This window comes from Acinetobacter sp. SFA (assembly GCF_001647535.1).
GTDB lineage: Bacteria > Pseudomonadota > Gammaproteobacteria > Pseudomonadales > Moraxellaceae > Acinetobacter > Acinetobacter pecorum.
Genome location: NZ_LSZI01000021.1, coordinates 185,004 through 199,563 on the forward strand (window position 1 = coordinate 185,004; position 14,560 = coordinate 199,563).

Genomic DNA, 14,560 nt, shown 5'->3' on the forward strand with positions numbered 1-14,560 from the left:
TTTTTTAACCCGTGGCTCAAATGGCTGCAATAAAAAACCACCCGAAGGTGGTTTTTTATTAAGCTTAATTGGCTGGCAATGGTGGAGGTGTCAACGGGCCATCATTTGGTGTTACGTCAATCACAGGATTTTCTGCAACATAAACTTTTGGGGGTTGAGGTTCACGACCTTCCATAATGTCACGGATTTGATCCCGATCAATGGTTTCCCATTCCATTAAAGCTTTCACCATCGCATGGGCAACATCTTTTTTACTTTCCAGGATATTGCGTGCGACTTTATATTGTTCATCCAGAATTCGACGAATTTCACGATCAACTTCTAGTTGTGTGGTTTCCGAAATACTGCGGCTGCCAATACTGCCCATAAATGATTGCTGTGCATCTTCTTCATAGACCATGACTCCTAATTTGTCAGACATACCGTATTTGGTCACCATCGCACGTGCCATTTTGGTTGCACGTTCAAAGTCATTGGAAGCGCCTGTTGACATCTGGTTAATAAAGACTTCTTCAGCAATACGACCACCAAACAAAATAGAAATTTCATTCAGCATTTTATCTTTGTAATGGCTGGTTTGGTCAAATTCAGGCAGCTGCCAGGTAACACCTAAAGCCCAACCACGTGGCATGATCGTTACTTTATGCACAGGATCTGTACCTGGTAAACTTTCAGCAACAATTGCATGGCCTGCTTCATGATAAGCCGTCGCTCGACGCTCTTCCTCACGAAGGACCATCGACTTACGTTCAGGACCCATATACAACTTGTCTTTTGCATCTTCAAAGTCATGCATATCGACAGTGTTTTTGTTACGGCGTGCAGCAAACAAAGCAGCTTCGTTCACCAGATTGGCCAATTGGGCGCCGGAGAAGCCTGGTGTACCACGTGCAAGCACTTTAACATCTACCCCTGTCACTGAAGGCAATTTTTTCAAATGTACATTCAGAATTTGCTCACGACCCTTGATATCTGGCAAGCCAACAACAACCTGACGGTCAAAACGGCCTGGACGAAGTAAAGCTTTATCCAGTACATCTGCACGGTTGGTTGCAGCAATGACGATAATACCTTCATTACCTTCGAAACCGTCCATTTCTACCAGCATCTGGTTGAGGGTCTGTTCACGTTCATCGTGACCACCACCAGTACCTGAACCACGATGACGACCGACTGCATCAATCTCATCAATAAAGATGATACATGGTGCATGGCGTTTTGCCTGTTCGAACATGTCACGCACACGTGATGCACCGACACCGACAAACATTTCAACGAAGTCGGAACCTGAAATACTAAAGAATGGAACTTTAGCTTCACCTGCAATGGCTTTAGCAAGTAGAGTCTTACCTGTACCTGGAGGCCCCACCATTAACACACCGCGTGGAATACTTGCACCCAGACGTTTAAATTTGGTTGGATCTTTGAGGAAATCTACGATTTCAACCACTTCCTGCTTGGCTTCATCACAACCAGCTACATCAGTAAAAGTGACTTTAATCTGGTCTTCAGACAGCATTTTGGCTTTAGATTTACCAAAACTCATTGGGCCGTTTTTACCACCTGCACCGCCACCCATGTTGCGCATAAAGAACATGAATAACAAAATGATTAAAAGTACAGGGAAACTTGCAATAAGCAACTGCATGAGCAAGCCTTGACGCTGTGGTGCTTCACCTTCGACCACAACATTATTTTTAATGAGGCTTGGCATCAGCTCAGGATCCTGAACTGCCGGACGAATACTTTCAAACTCTGAACCGTTTGTTTTTTCGCCACGGATTCTTTCGCCGTCAATCACAACTTGTTTAATTTGGCCAGCATTGACCGCGGCAACAAACTCTGAGTAGTTCATTGTAGTCGGTTGATTGCGGTCACTGACGTTGCTGAAGATTAACACCAGCACACCCAGTATCACGAGCCACAATACGGCATTCTTAAAAAGATCGCTCAAAGCTTTATTCCCATTCCAATCTAATTTGATCATGCCCTGTTCAGGGTGACCTTAATACTTAAGCTGTAAATCAACTTACAATTATATGAAAACTTACAAAATGCACAATTTTTAACGACTTGGCAAGTAGACTTATTTTAAAGCCTTCTTACGTCCCTGCCCAATCAGGAAAACTTCCTTGGAGCGAGCACGTGATGCCAAAGGTTTAGATGTTTTAAGAACATCAAAACTATCAACCACTTGCTTACGAAATTCGTCAAAACCTGAGCCTTGGAAAACTTTTACCACAAATTGACCTTTGGGGCCTAACACCTTATTGGCAAAATCCAGTGCAAGTTCACACAAGTAAATCTGACGCGGTTGATCTACAGCCTTATTACCTGATGTATTGGGGGCCATATCTGAAATTACAACGTCTACAGTACGACCATCTAAAATTTCTAACAGTTTCTGGAAGACTTCTTCCTCCCGAAAGTCGCCCTGCAAGAACGTTACATCCGGTAATGCATCCATTGGTAAAATATCAGATGCAATCAATAAACCCTTGTCACCGACTAGCTTACCGGCGATTTGCGACCAACTGCCGGGTGCGGCACCCAAGTCGACCACAGTCATACCCGGTTTGATGATTTTGTACTTTTCTTGCATCTCTAAGAGCTTATATGCTGCACGCGCACGATAGCCTTCCTTCTGTGCTTTTTTCACATAAGGATCGTCTAAATGCTCTCTCATCCAATCACGACTACTTTTAGATAACTTTTGGTTGGTAATGCGTGTAGCCATAACTCTCTAAATAAAAAAACGTCTAATTATTAATTGTACGTGAAAAAGACATATTTTGCAGTATACATGTGTATCTAAATCTAGGAGTTTTGCTCCTTATCAGGAGATATGCGCAGTGATTATTTCCTGATAATTTAAAGCGTTTGTTTTTTGATTTTGCTATACTAAGCCGTTTTAAAATTCAGGTTATCTCTCATGGCGTCTTTATCTATTCAGGAACGTAAGCGTTTACGTCAAATCGGACATGCTTTAAACCCGGTGGTTATGCTGGGTGACAAAGGCCTGACTGAAAATGTTATCGAAGAATTGGCACGTGCTTTAAACGACCACGAACTGATTAAAGTAAAAATCGTGGCCGAAGATCGCGAAGCACGTTCAGCACTGATTACTGAAATTGCAGAAGCAACTGGCGCTGAGGTGGTTCAAACTATTGGTAAGATTGCACTGCTTTACAAAAAAGCTGCAAAACAAAACCAAAAATTGTCCAACCTTGTCCGTTTCGCTCATCTTTCAAACTAAGTACAGGACTTATGGCAAGTTACGAACTTAGCGCATTTGATCGCCGTTTTCAGGCCATCTCTCTGGTTGCCGCCATTGAACAGCAAGGCCCATGCAGTTTAAATGTGGGCTTCTGGATTCGTGATCCCAATCAGTACATCCTGTGGCCCGACATGGTGACGGCTCATCCGCGTCAGGATTTTTTGTGGGAACAGACCTGCTTCGAAATTTTTATTGGGGTTCAGGGTGAAGATTTTTATCGTGAGATTAATCTCTCCCCTTCTCAGGCCTGGCAGGCTTATCAATTTGAAGAATACCGTTATCCTGAAGATATGCCACCGCAGGCTGCGAATGATATTGAGTTGAATCAGCTCAAACGTACGCATTATGGTCTCAATGTCAGTCTGGATCTGACTGATTTTATGGCAACCCATAAACTGAAATGGGAAAACTTGTTCCTGGGTTTATCTGCTGTTCTAAAAACCTCGCAAGGTGATCAGTTCTATGCCATGCAGCATAGTAGCCCTCAGGCAGATTTTCATAATAAACGCGACTGGCTGCACATATTTTAAACAGGTTGATGCCAGATGTTGGGTTAGCCACTAGAATGGGTAACAGGCGAATAAAACGTGAGACTTGAAGTCTCACGTTTTTTGTTTAAAACAATAAAATCATCTTGATCGTGTATTTCATTATTATGGAGTTTAGATTATTTCCCGTGTACATGTTTTAATGATGCAGATGATGCTGTTCCTGAATAGATTTCACGGCAGCATAGAGTATAAAAGCAAAAGTAATGATCATTAGAAGAATGCTCCCAAATACTGGTCCGAGTATTCCAAGACATAACAGGATTACACCCAGATAAAGTATGCGCCTCAATCCGCTTTCCAGATTCAGCAGCATGATCAATATCAGTAAAATAAGTACACCTATAAAATAATGCTGTGGCATCGTGACCCCCTCTAATTGTTATTGTGAGTCCGTTTTGCTGCATAAAGACAAAGGAGAACATATCATTGTTCTCCTTTTTAAATAGCGGCCTTTCAGCGCAGCCTAACTTTTCAGCTCAGGACTTTTGTCCGAGCTTTCCGTCTTCATGACGGGTTTAACTTTTTTCAATACTTCAATGGTACTGTCTTTAGAACGTTTAAACGTACCAGTCAAATGCTCTTTATGCTTGGTCGAAATCTGGCTGACATCTTCTTTCAGCTCTTTACCCAGATTGGACAGGTCTTCAATGACTGCGCTGAATTCTGTCTTGATAAAGCTTTTTAATTCAGTTAATTCTTTCTGCGAACCGAAAATCTGCTCTTTTAGAGTATCAATACGCTGCAACACTTCCTGCTTTAATTGACGTAGCTGTTCCTGCACAGTATCAGTTAACTGCTTCGCTTCAACCTCAAGCTTTTCTTTACTTTCTTCGATGGTTTCAATTGCCTGATCTTTAGCCTCAACCGCCACTTTTTCAAGCTTTTCGGCAGTTTCACTGACTACGCTTGGGGTAACTTTTTTAGATGTAGTAGATTTCGGGGCTGTAGTCATTTGTCTTATTCCTATTGTTATGTTGACTTAAGCTATATTAGTAGATCTGATAAAAATTAAGATTTGATTTGTCTGACAATTATTAATTGCTTACATTTTCTCACATTGTCTACAAAACAGACTTCCATGCAAAAAGCAAGCCATTTATCTTATACTTTCGCTGCAAAGCCATTGGACTTCAAGGGTCATTCTGCGTATAATGCCGTGTTAAGTTCAAGCGAGCAGACATAGGAGGGTTGGTTAAAAAAATAGCCTTCCTTTTTTTTCGTCTTCTCGCTTTTTTACAGCCTAAATTTCAGGAGCTTTGGTTTGAGCACCCCAGCAATTTTAGCCCTAGCCGACGGAACTATCTTTAAAGGTACTTCGATTGGCGCACCGGGTAGTACGACTGGCGAAGTCGTTTTCAACACTGCCATGACTGGCTATCAAGAAATTTTGACTGATCCAAGTTATGCACAGCAACTTGTAACTTTAACTTACCCACATATCGGTAACACGGGTTGCAATGAAGAAGACACAGAATCAGGTCGTATTCATAAAGTATGGGCGAACGGTTTAATTATCCGTGACCTTCCTTTATTACACAGTAACTTCCGTGCTGAACAATCACTAGGTGAATATTTAGTACAGCACAATGTAGTTGCCATTGCTGACATCGACACGCGACGATTAACACGTATTTTACGTGATAAAGGTGCACAAAACGGTTGTATTCTTGCAGGCGAAAACATCACTGAACAAGAAGCACTAGAAAAAGCACGCGCATTCGGTGGTTTGAATGGTTTAGACCTTGCAAAAGAATGCTGTGATCCTGAAGGTTTTGAATGGACTGAAGGTTCATGGACTTTAGGTAAAGGCTTCGCTCAACCAGAATTTAAATTCCATGTTGTTGCATACGATTACGGTGTCAAAACCAACATCTTACGTATGCTCGCAGACCGCGGTTGTAAATTGACTGTTGTGCCTGCGCAAACTCCTGCTGCTGACGTACTTGCACTGAATCCAGATGGCGTGTTCTTATCGAACGGCCCTGGCGATCCGGCTGCATGTGACTACGCAATTGAAGCTGTAAAAACAATTGTAGAAGATGCTCGCAACGTACCTGTATTTGGTATCTGCCTGGGCCATCAAATTCTTGCGCTTGCAAGCGGTGCTCAGACTGTGAAAATGCCTCACGGTCACCACGGTGCCAACCATCCTGTACAGAACATCGAAACTGGTACAGTGATGATTACTTCACAAAACCATGGCTTTGCAGTGGATGCAGATACACTGCCTGCAAACCTTAAAGCGACGCACAAATCACTGTTCGACCAAACCCTTCAAGGGATTCATCGTACAGACAAGCCTGCGTTCAGCTTCCAGGGTCACCCTGAAGCAAGCCCTGGTCCACATGACTGCGCACCATTGTTCGATCATTTCATCGAACTTATCGAAGCATCTAAGAAGTAATTAAGGAAGCATCATGGCTAAACGTACAGACATTAAAAGCATCTTAATTCTTGGTGCTGGTCCTATTGTGATTGGTCAGGCGTGTGAGTTTGACTATTCAGGCGCGCAAGCGTGTAAAGCTCTTCGTGAAGAAGGCTACCGTGTTATTTTGGTGAACTCTAACCCAGCGACCATTATGACTGACCCTGCAATGGCAGATGCAACGTATATCGAACCGATTACCTGGCAAACTGTTGCAGCGATCATTGAGAAAGAACGTCCAGACGCAGTTCTTCCTACTATGGGTGGTCAAACAGCATTGAACTGTGCCCTTGCCCTTGATGAGCATGGCATTTTAGAAAAATACAATGTTGAGTTAATCGGTGCGACCAAAGAAGCAATCGAAAAAGCTGAAGACCGTAAACTGTTTGACCAAGCAATGCGTAAAATCGGTCTTGAATGTCCAAAAGCTGACATTGCCGAGTCAATGGAAGAAGCTTTAGAAATTCAAGCACGCTTCGGCTTCCCTGTGATTATCCGTCCATCATTCACCATGGGTGGTTCAGGCGGCGGTATTGCATACAACAAAGAAGAATTCATTGAAATCTGTGAACGCGGTTTCGATCTTTCTCCAACCAAACAGTTATTGATCGATGAATCATTAATTGGCTGGAAAGAATACGAAATGGAAGTTGTTCGTGACAAAAACGACAACTGTATCATTGTATGTACCATTGAAAACTTTGACCCAATGGGCGTGCATACAGGTGACTCAATCACTGTTGCGCCTGCTCAAACGCTTACAGATAAAGAATTCCAGTTACTACGTAACGCTTCTTTAGCTGTACTTCGTGAAATTGGTGTTGAAACAGGGGGTTCGAACGTTCAGTTCGGTATTAACCCGAAAGACGGCCGTATGGTTGTGATCGAGATGAACCCGCGTGTTTCTCGTTCTTCTGCCCTTGCGTCTAAAGCAACTGGTTTCCCGATTGCAAAAATTGCAGCGAAACTGGCAGTTGGTTACACCCTTGATGAGCTGAAAAACGACATCACTGGCGGCACGACTCCTGCATCATTCGAACCTGCAATCGACTACGTTGTAACCAAGATTCCTCGTTTTAACTTCGAGAAATTCCCACAAGCGGATGCGACTTTAACTACACAGATGAAATCTGTCGGTGAAGTCATGGCGATTGGTCGTAACTTCCAGGAATCTGTACAAAAAGCCCTTCGTGGTCTTGAAGTGGGTGCTTCTGGTTTTGACGAAAAAATTGAAGTGGGTGCTGAAGGCGCGCGCGACAAAATCTTGCAAGAACTTAAAGTACCAGGTCCAGAGCGTATCTGGTATGTGGGCGACGCATTCCGTCACGGCTTTACTTTAGACGAAGTATTTGCTGCAACGAACATCGACCGCTGGTTTTTGATTCAAATCGAAGACATCATCAAAACTGAAAATCAAATCAAAACTTTAGGTTTTGGCGATTTAAACGCGGAGAATATCCGTAGCTTTAAACGTAAAGGTTTATCAGATCTTCGCATTGCGGACTTGATGGGTATTTCACAAAAACAATTCCGTAAACACCGTTGGAACCTGGGCGTAACGCCAGTGTACAAACGTGTAGATACATGTGCTGCAGAATTCGAATCTGATACAGCGTACATGTATTCAACTTACGATGAAGAGTGTGAAGCCAATCCTTCAACCCGTGACAAGATCATGGTGATTGGTGGCGGCCCTAACCGTATTGGTCAAGGGATCGAGTTCGATTACTGCTGTGTACATGCTGCGCTTGCAATGCGTGAAGATGGTTATGAAACCATTATGGTGAACTGTAACCCTGAAACGGTGTCTACAGATTACGATACATCAGATCGTTTGTACTTCGAACCAATCACTTTGGAAGATGTACTTGAAATCGTACGTATCGAGAAGCCGAAAGGCATCATCGTTCAGTACGGTGGTCAAACACCTTTGAAATTGGCGCGTGCTTTAGAAGAAGCCGGTGCGCCAATTATCGGTACATCGCCTGACGCGATTGACCGCGCAGAAGACCGTGAACGTTTCCAGCAAATGATTCAACGTCTGCAACTTCGTCAACCAAACAACAGCATCGTAAAATCTGCTGAAGAAGGTATGGCTGAAGCGTCTAAAGTTGGCTACCCGCTTGTGGTACGTCCGTCTTACGTCCTTGGTGGTCGTGCGATGGAAATCGTGTACAACGATGAAGAATTAAAACGCTACTTACGTGATGCGGTTCAAGCATCTAACGAAGCGCCTGTTCTTCTTGACCGCTTCCTGGATGACGCAATCGAAGTTGACGTAGACTGCGTATCTGACGGTAAAGACGTGGTGATCGGTGGTATCATGCAGCACATTGAACAGGCAGGTATTCACTCAGGTGACTCAGCATGTTCTATTCCTCCTTACTCTTTATCTAAAGAAGTACAGGACGAAATGCGTCGTCAAACCGTTGCTATGGCGAAAGAGCTAGGCGTAATCGGTTTGATGAACGTACAGTTTGCAGTGAAAGGCGATGACGTTTACATCCTGGAAGTGAACCCACGTGCATCACGTACAGTTCCATTCGTATCTAAATGTATCGGTGAATCGCTTGCAAAAGTGGCTGCACGTTGTATGGCAGGTCAATCTCTTGAGTCGCAAGGCTTTACATCAGAGATTATTCCTGAACACTTCTCTGTAAAAGAGGCCGTGTTCCCATTCAACAAATTCCCTGGTGTTGATCCAATCCTTGGCCCTGAGATGAAATCTACAGGTGAAGTGATGGGTGTGGGTAAAACATTCGGCGAAGCATTCTATAAAGCTGTACTGGGTGCCAATGAGCGTTTACCTGGTCTTCCAACTGAAGGTGAAGTCAAACATGCTTTCATCTCTGTACGTGACTCAGATAAACCACGTGCTGCCGGCATTGCGAAACAATTAATTGACCTAGGCTTCAAGATTCTTGCGACTGATGGTACATTTAAAGTGATTAGCGAAGCTGGTCTGGAATGCGAACGTGTCAATAAAGTAACTGAAGGTCGTCCTAACATTGTGGACCGTATCAAAAACGGCGAAATCCACCTTGTGATTAACACGACTGAAGGCAAAAAGGCACAAGAAGACTCATTCTCGATCCGTCGTTCAGCGCTTCAAGGTAAAGTGTATAACACAACTACATTGAATGGTGCGGACGCTGTATGCCAAGCTTTAGCAATTAAATTGCCAATGGATGTATATCGTTTGCAAGACCTAACTAAAGGTTAATTCGCTTCCAAGAAGTCCCGCTACCTTCTTGGTGGCGGGCTTTTTTTTATTTATAGATTTTATATCTTTCAACTGACTTTTGAGGGACAACATGCAACGTTATCCTATGACACCTGAAGGCAAAATTGCCTTAGAGAAAGAATTACACCAACTGAAAACAGTTGATCGCCCACGTATCACCGCTTCGATTGCAGAAGCTCGTGAACACGGCGACTTAAAAGAAAATGCAGAATACCATGCAGCACGTGAACAGCAAGGTTTCTGTGAAGGCCGTATTCAGGATATCGAAGGCAAACTGGGTGCAGCTCAGGTGATCGATGTCAAAGAACTGGAACAGAATGGTCGTGTGGTTTTTGGTGTAACGGTCACGATTGAAAATCTGGATACCGAAGAACAGAAAACCTACAAAATTGTAGGCGATGACGAAGCAGACTTTAAGATTAACAAGATCTCTGTAAACTCGCCGATTGCACGTGGCCTTTTGGGTAAAAGCGAAGGTGACGATGTGAAAATCATTACACCAAACGGTGAAGTTGAATACGAAATTGTAAAAGTTGAATATATCTAAATATTAGATAGTTAAGCTTGAAAAACCCCTCAATTGAGGGGTTTTTTACCTTTGCACGCTTCCTACACACGAATTAGCGCTGTGCTTCTTTTAAAAACCCTGATGCAAATAAATTAAATGCATGTAAGGCCTCAGGCAGTACCTGCTCAGGATCTTCGCTGGAAACCACCCAGAGTGCTGCATTCATTGCAGCACCATTTAAAAATACCGCAGCAGCTTCCGGATCAACTGTTTTAATTCGGTCTGCTACCAACAGTTGTTCAACACATTCACGCGTGGACTCCAAACATCTGTTTTGACTTGGCCAATGTGCAGGATCACCCAGCACAGCCGGTCCGTCACGCAGCACAATGCGCTGGAATTCCGGCTTCAAGGCATTTTGAATATAGGTCTGCCCTTCAAGCAACAATCCTTCCCACAGATCATCAGGCTGCTCCAGATGTTGCTGCGCAGCTGAAGCCATTTCTGAATCGATCTGGTCGACTACTGCAGCAAATAAGCCTTTTTTATCACCAAAATGATGATACAACGCACCACGGGTCACAATCCTGCCTCTGCAGTAAGCTTATCCATTGAAGTGTCCGCATAGCCATATTCTGCAAATGCACGGCGTGCCACTTCAATTAATTTCTTGCGGGTTTCCGCCATCTTTTGTTCACGAACAGACATTTATTTTCATCACACCATCTTGATAAAAATTTTAATTGACATACGGTACGTATGTGAAAATTAGACTGCTTTCACTCACTTATAAATTCGATGTTGAATGAGAATAGACATGACTAGAACTGCGATATTTCCCCAAGACCGCCATGCCCTATATGAACAGCATGGTTATTCTGCTGCGATCAAATCGGAAGATTTACTGTTTGTATCGGGTTAGGTCGGTAGCCGTGAAGATGGGTCTCCTGAACCACATTTTAAGAAACAGGTAGAACGGGCTTTTGAAAATTTAGCTTCGACATTGGCAGCGGCTGGTTGTACATTCGATGATATTGTTGATGTCACCACCTTTCATACTGATCCGGAACGGCAGTTCGAAAGCATCATGAAGGTGAAAAATCAGGTGTTTACGCAAAAGCCTTATCCTAATTGGACAGCTGTAGGTGTCACGTGGTTAGCAGGTTTTGATTTTGAAATTAAAGTGATTGCCCGTATTCCTCGTAGCACTTAAGCAAGGTCAGCACGTGCTTTAATATTCGATTCACTGGCTGAATTGAGATTGTTGATTCAGCTTAAAGGGCAATTCGGTATAATGGTGCACTCCTTGTGATTACAGCCTCCTCATGTCTGAAAAGTTAATTAATGCTCCTGTGAATCACTGGTGTGAATTCGAATTCATCTCAAAAACGGTGAAGAACCCCAATATTCACATTAAAGGGAATTACTCTTACTACTCAGCGTATTGGGATCAGGGTTTTGAGCGTTGTGTGGTGCGTTATTTACATGACAAGCCATCTACGCCTGAGAAACCGATTGATCAGCTTTATATCGGAAATTTCGTCTGCTTTGGCGCTGAGTGCGTGATCATGATGGGTGGCAACCAGTTGCACCGCACGGACTGGATTTCAGCGTTTCCTTTTGATACACGTGGCTTTGTGCCTGCGGGTGACACAATAATTGGTGATGGTTGCTGGATTGGCTCGCGTGCCATGATTATGCAAGGCGTAACCCTTGGTGAAGGTGCTGTGGTAGCTACGGGTGCAGTCGTGACCAAGAGCGTACCCGCATATGCAGTAGTAGGTGGTGTTCCTGCAAAGATTATCAAATACCGCTTTCCACAGGAAGATATACACAAACTGCTTTCTTTGAAAATCTATGACATTGATGAAAAGCAGTTTTTAAAAATCCGTGAACAATTACAAACAGATGACATTCAGCAACTGGCACTTTATTTAACATAGAGACCTTAAATACTGCTCAGTCCAATATCGATAACTAGAAAGTTTTGATACAGAGTGTGTAAAAATACCGCCAAGGTGTTCAATTATAATTAGAAAAGCCAAGTGCAGGATAGCGTATGCAAACAGCCAAAGTACTCGCCAGTACTGCAACCCATAAGATAGAAAGCTGGCAAAAACGCTCACCTTTTATCATTCTTATACTCGCCAGCATTGTGGGCGCTGCAACAGGTTTACTTGGCTCCCTTTTTCATATTTGCATTAATTATACAGTTAGCTACCGTGAACAGTTCTCACAGCATGTTGAGCATGCCTCACCCTATTTAAGCTATTTTTTAATTTTCTGCATCACTGCTGCTATGGGTGCGTTTGCCTATTATCTTGTACAAAGGTTTGCCCCTGAAACAGGAGGATCAGGAATTCCCGAAGTCGAAGGAGCACTACTCAATTTACGCCCAGTACGCTGGTGGCGTGTCATTCCTGTTAAATTTTTTGGTGGTTTAGGCGCATTAGGTAGCGGAATGGTCTTAGGACGTGAAGGACCTACTGTGCAAATAGGTGCCAATCTCGGAAAAATGACTGCCGACCTATGTAAAGTTAAAAATAATGAGTCTCTCCATACTCTCATTGCGACTGGTGCAGGTGCAGGTATTACTGCTGCATTTAATGCACCGCTGAGTGGCATCTTGTTTGTTATTGAAGAGATGCGGCCTGAATTTACTTATACCAAGGCCTCTATTAAAGCTGTTTTTGTTGGCTGTATTACTTCTTGCATGGTCTATCAGTTTATTATGGGGTCTAATCCCATTTTAGATATGGGGACTTTTTTGGCAGCCCCCTTAAAATCTGTCTGGATTTATATTTTTTTAGGCCTGTTTCTTGGCTTGATTGGTTCTTTATCCAATTCTCTTATTTTAACTTTACGTCGTATTCTGGGTTTGTTTTATCAAAAGAAACAATATTTCTTTCCTTTAACAGGTGCTGTGCTTGCAGGTACTTTTGGGGTTTTAAGCTTACTAAAACCTGAAATGACAGGGGGTGGTTTCGCTATTTTGCCAAATCTTGTAGATGGCATGACCATGTTCTATCCGCTTTTGATTCTTCTGTGTTTACGTTTTATTGCCACTATTTTATGTTTCGGTTCAGGTGCGCCTGGCGGTATTTTCGCACCGACAATTGCTTTAGGTGCAATTATAGGGGTGTTGTTTGGCATGATCGCACAGCCCGTTTTTCCTCAATATGATATTGAATTACTGAACTGTGCAGTGCTGGGGATGGCTGGTCTTTTTGCTGCCACAATTCGCGCCCCACTAACAGGTATCATGGTTGTTATGGAAATGACGGGAAGTTTTGTGCTCATTCTACCGCTGATTATTACCTGTCTGGCAGCAACATTTATGGCACAAACGTTAGGTGCAACGCCTATCTATAGTGCAATTTTAAATAGTACTTTAGCCAGTTCGAAAAATGAACCGGATCAGTCAAAAGAAAAATAAAGTTAACTTTGAAAATAGCTAACAATTCTCCCTTTTGGGCTGACACTATGATTAATAAAGCTCTATGACCTAGACGAAAAGCAGTTTTTAAAAATGCGTGAACAGTTGCAGACGGATGATGTGAAATCACTATTTAATAGTGTACAAAATTTAATCTAAACTTTATATTTAATTCAAATTATTATTTTGAATAAATATGCATTTATCACCAAAGACACTTGAAAAACTTCGTGACTTAATCAATGAAATCACCGAATATCGATCAGGGCCAAAAATTATCGATTTTTTTGGTATGTTCGATTATCAAGATGTATATAGGCAAGGTTTTCCGTCTAGATGGATGTACACAGATCTACGACTTTCTCAAATAAATGGCACACCAAAATTAGACATATGTATTAAAAAATTATTTAATCCTATAAATTATATTGAAGACTTAAATCGACTAGATAATTTAATTAAAGAGTTCAATAAATATCTACAATTCGACAAATATCAAATCACTAGAATTAACACCGAAATTAACCTCACGCCTATTACAAAAATCAATCTTGATGAACAAATCCAATCAGAAAATAAGAACCTTGAGAATAATTTTATAAAACATGAATTTAGGTTTGATTACTCTCAGTTAAATCTTATCCCAACTTTAATGCCAGTAGTCGAAAGCAGAATAATCGAGATTGAAAAAGCTTTTAAAGCTGAAGCCTACCTTTCTGTCGTGTTATTAGCTGGTAGTACATTAGAGGGAATATTCTTAAATATCGCTTCTTTAAATCCAAAAGTCTTTAATACTTCAAATTGCAGTCCTAAAAAAGATGGTAAAGTAAAGAACTTCGATCAATGGACACTTAATAATTTTATTGAAGTATCTCATTCAATTAATTTAATTGAAAAAGATACTTATCGATTTAGCAAAGAATTAAGAGATTTTAGAAATTACATACATCCTTTTCAGCAAATGACTGAAAATTTCTCCCCCAGAGAACAAACAGCTAAAATTTGCCTACAAGTTTTGAAATCCGCTATCTTTGATTGAATAGCCACCAAAATTCTAGACACACATAACCATCTTTTGATGGGCCTTTTCATAATCTAATGGAGAACGTTGTCCATTGG

The 14,560-nt window shown here is 42.1% G+C and carries 12 protein-coding genes and 3 pseudogenes; 10 read left to right on the forward strand and 5 right to left on the reverse strand.

The annotated features are described in order from the left end of the window. Positions 1–64: 64 nt before the first annotated feature. Together ftsH and rlmE are read right to left on the reverse strand one after the other, a co-directional pair. Entirely contained in the window at positions 65–1,954 is a 1,890-nt protein-coding gene (ftsH, locus tag AY607_RS13935; RefSeq protein ID WP_064096474.1) for an ATP-dependent zinc metalloprotease FtsH, read from the reverse strand. A 132-nt stretch (positions 1,955–2,086) separates the two neighbouring features. Continuing rightward, entirely contained in the window at positions 2,087–2,737 is a 651-nt protein-coding gene (gene rlmE, locus AY607_RS13940; protein ID WP_064096327.1) for a 23S rRNA (uridine(2552)-2'-O)-methyltransferase RlmE, read from the reverse strand. A gap of 195 nt (positions 2,738–2,932) precedes the next feature. Between rlmE and yhbY the strand changes: the two genes are divergently transcribed. Together yhbY and AY607_RS13950 are read left to right on the forward strand one after the other, a co-directional pair. Beyond that, a complete protein-coding gene (yhbY, locus tag AY607_RS13945) occupies positions 2,933–3,256 on the forward strand; it encodes a ribosome assembly RNA-binding protein YhbY (protein ID WP_064096328.1) in 324 nt (107 codons plus the stop codon). A gap of 11 nt (positions 3,257–3,267) precedes the next feature. Further along, on the forward strand, positions 3,268–3,807 hold the full coding sequence (locus AY607_RS13950; protein WP_064096329.1) for a DOMON-like domain-containing protein: 540 nt from the start codon (positions 3,268–3,270) through the stop codon (positions 3,805–3,807). A gap of 157 nt (positions 3,808–3,964) precedes the next feature. On the opposite strand, the gene AY607_RS15370 is transcribed toward AY607_RS13950, so the two are convergent. Further along, positions 3,965–4,189 (reverse strand): hypothetical protein, encoded by a 225-nt coding sequence (locus AY607_RS15370; RefSeq protein ID WP_064102856.1) that lies wholly within the window; start codon positions 4,187–4,189, stop codon positions 3,965–3,967. A gap of 102 nt (positions 4,190–4,291) precedes the next feature. Next, positions 4,292–4,780 carry a hypothetical protein gene (locus AY607_RS13960; RefSeq protein WP_064102857.1) on the reverse strand — a complete coding sequence of 163 codons (489 nt, stop codon included), beginning with the start codon at positions 4,778–4,780 and terminating at the stop codon, positions 4,292–4,294. 309 nt (positions 4,781–5,089) lie between these two features. Between AY607_RS13960 and carA the strand changes: the two genes are divergently transcribed. The 3 genes from carA (at position 5,090) to greA (ending at position 10,044) form a co-directional block, all read left to right on the forward strand. After that, positions 5,090–6,232, forward strand: a complete 1,143-nt coding sequence (gene carA / locus AY607_RS13965) for a glutamine-hydrolyzing carbamoyl-phosphate synthase small subunit (protein ID WP_064102858.1) — start codon at positions 5,090–5,092, stop codon at positions 6,230–6,232. 13 nt (positions 6,233–6,245) lie between these two features. Further along, positions 6,246–9,476, forward strand: a complete 3,231-nt coding sequence (carB, locus tag AY607_RS13970) for a carbamoyl-phosphate synthase large subunit (protein WP_064102859.1) — start codon at positions 6,246–6,248, stop codon at positions 9,474–9,476. A gap of 91 nt (positions 9,477–9,567) precedes the next feature. Further along, positions 9,568–10,044 (forward strand): transcription elongation factor GreA, encoded by a 477-nt coding sequence (gene greA, locus AY607_RS13975; protein WP_064102860.1) that lies wholly within the window; start codon positions 9,568–9,570, stop codon positions 10,042–10,044. A 73-nt stretch (positions 10,045–10,117) separates the two neighbouring features. On the opposite strand, the pseudogene AY607_RS13980 reads toward greA, so the two are convergent. Continuing rightward, positions 10,118–10,713 (reverse strand): annotated as a pseudogene (locus AY607_RS13980) (TetR/AcrR family transcriptional regulator). Positions 10,714–10,822: 109 nt separating this feature from the next. Between AY607_RS13980 and AY607_RS13985 the strand changes: the two are divergent. From AY607_RS13985 to AY607_RS14000, 5 genes and pseudogenes are all read left to right on the forward strand, one after another. Beyond that, positions 10,823–11,218: pseudogene (locus AY607_RS13985) on the forward strand (RidA family protein). A gap of 112 nt (positions 11,219–11,330) precedes the next feature. Further along, positions 11,331–11,948: a CatB-related O-acetyltransferase gene (locus AY607_RS13990; RefSeq protein WP_064102861.1), complete on the forward strand. Its 618-nt coding sequence runs from the start codon at positions 11,331–11,333 to the stop codon at positions 11,946–11,948. 116 nt (positions 11,949–12,064) lie between these two features. Beyond that, positions 12,065–13,441 (forward strand): H(+)/Cl(-) exchange transporter ClcA, encoded by a 1,377-nt coding sequence (clcA, locus tag AY607_RS13995; protein WP_064102862.1) that lies wholly within the window; start codon positions 12,065–12,067, stop codon positions 13,439–13,441. 54 nt (positions 13,442–13,495) lie between these two features. Then, positions 13,496–13,600, forward strand: a pseudogene (locus AY607_RS15255) (antibiotic acetyltransferase); the annotation flags it as partial. A 37-nt stretch (positions 13,601–13,637) separates the two neighbouring features. Further along, positions 13,638–14,480: a hypothetical protein gene (locus AY607_RS14000; RefSeq protein WP_064102863.1), complete on the forward strand. Its 843-nt coding sequence runs from the start codon at positions 13,638–13,640 to the stop codon at positions 14,478–14,480. The last annotated feature ends 80 nt before the right edge of the window (positions 14,481–14,560 follow it).

Coding starts and splice junctions, on each gene's coding strand:
- greA (WP_064102860.1), top strand. CDS start 9,568: ATGCAACGTTATCCTATGACACCTGAAGGCAAAATTGCCTTAGAGAAA.
- AY607_RS13950 (WP_064096329.1), top strand. CDS start 3,268: ATGGCAAGTTACGAACTTAGCGCATTTGATCGCCGTTTTCAGGCCATC.
- AY607_RS13960 (WP_064102857.1), bottom strand. CDS start 4,780: ATGACTACAGCCCCGAAATCTACTACATCTAAAAAAGTTACCCCAAGC.
- rlmE (WP_064096327.1), bottom strand. CDS start 2,737: ATGGCTACACGCATTACCAACCAAAAGTTATCTAAAAGTAGTCGTGAT.
- yhbY (WP_064096328.1), top strand. CDS start 2,933: ATGGCGTCTTTATCTATTCAGGAACGTAAGCGTTTACGTCAAATCGGA.
- carB (WP_064102859.1), top strand. CDS start 6,246: ATGGCTAAACGTACAGACATTAAAAGCATCTTAATTCTTGGTGCTGGT.
- AY607_RS15370 (WP_064102856.1), bottom strand. CDS start 4,189: ATGCCACAGCATTATTTTATAGGTGTACTTATTTTACTGATATTGATC.
- AY607_RS13990 (WP_064102861.1), top strand. CDS start 11,331: ATGTCTGAAAAGTTAATTAATGCTCCTGTGAATCACTGGTGTGAATTC.
- clcA (WP_064102862.1), top strand. CDS start 12,065: ATGCAAACAGCCAAAGTACTCGCCAGTACTGCAACCCATAAGATAGAA.
- AY607_RS14000 (WP_064102863.1), top strand. CDS start 13,638: ATGCATTTATCACCAAAGACACTTGAAAAACTTCGTGACTTAATCAAT.